Annotated in this window: 1 protein-coding gene; it reads right to left on the minus strand. The window is 44.8% G+C overall.

Annotated elements, in window-relative coordinates; translation table 11 throughout:
- Nucleotides 1-1,297 (minus strand): translation initiation factor IF-2 (gene infB / locus QMQ21_RS19150; protein ID WP_261814985.1); only part of this gene is annotated, 1,297 nt, incomplete at both ends.

A 1,297-nucleotide genomic window follows, 5' to 3' on the forward strand; every position in this document is an offset into this window, starting at 1 on the left:
AACTTTAACACCTTCTACATCGATCTTTTGAAGTGAGGCAGAAAGAGCTTCAACAGAACCTTGTACATCGGCCTTGATAATAACGTTAACTGATTTGAGTTCACCAGCTTTAAGGGTATCAAAGAGGTTTTCAAGGCTGACACGTTGGGTAGCTTGACGTTGTTTCATAAGGGCACGTTTGGCACGTTCTTCACCTGCTGCACGCGCAGATTTTTCATCCTCGTAAACAGCAAAGTGGTCACCCGCCATCGGTGCTTCGTTCAAACCTGTGATTGAAACTGGTGTTGATGGTCCAGCAACTTTAACACGACGACCAAGGTCGTTGGTCATAGCACGGACACGACCGAAGGTATTTCCGACAACGATTGGGTCTTGAACATTCAAGGTACCTTGTTGAACAAGAAGGGTTGCGACCGCACCTTTTCCTTTATCCAAGCGAGCTTCGATAACCGTACCGATCGCACGCACTGTTGGGTCTGCCTTAAGCTCTTGGATTTCAGCCACAAGAAGGACTGTTTCCAACAATTCTTCGATGTTTTGATTGAATTTAGCTGAGATTTCAACAAATTCAGAATCTCCACCCCAAGCAGTTGACATAACTCCATGCTCTGCCAATTCACCGATAACGCGTTCTGGGTTGGCACCTGGTTTATCAATCTTGTTAATGGCTACGATGATTGGAACGTTCGCCGCTTTTGAGTGGTTAATGGCTTCGATAGTCTGAGGCATAACCCCGTCATCTGCCGCTACAACCAAGATAGTAATATCGGTAACAGATGCACCACGCGCACGCATAGATGTAAAGGCCGCGTGTCCTGGTGTATCAAGGAAGGTAATCTTCTTACCATTTTCCACGATTTGGTAGGCACCGATATGCTGAGTGATACCACCTGCTTCACCTGTCGCAACACGAGAGTTACGAAGGGTATCTAAGAGTGTTGTTTTACCATGGTCAACGTGTCCCATGATAGTTACAACTGGTGGACGCTCAACCAATTCATCTTCATTGAGATAACCATCTTCGACAAAGAAACGTTCGATGTCGGCATTATCCACTTCAACTTTTTGTTTGGCTTCGATACCATAATCCACCATGAGGAGTTCAATTGTTTCCCCATCCAAAGATTGGTTTTGTGTGGCCATAACACCCATCATGAAAAGTTTCTTAACGATTTCAGCTGGTTCACGTTTGATACGTTTTGCGATTTCCGCAACGGTCATACCATCTGTATATTCAAATTCTGTTGGCAATTCATGGAATTTACGCTCTGTAACAGGTTTTGGAGTCTGATTACGA

The sequence above is a fragment of the Streptococcus bouchesdurhonensis genome, from assembly GCF_948472335.1.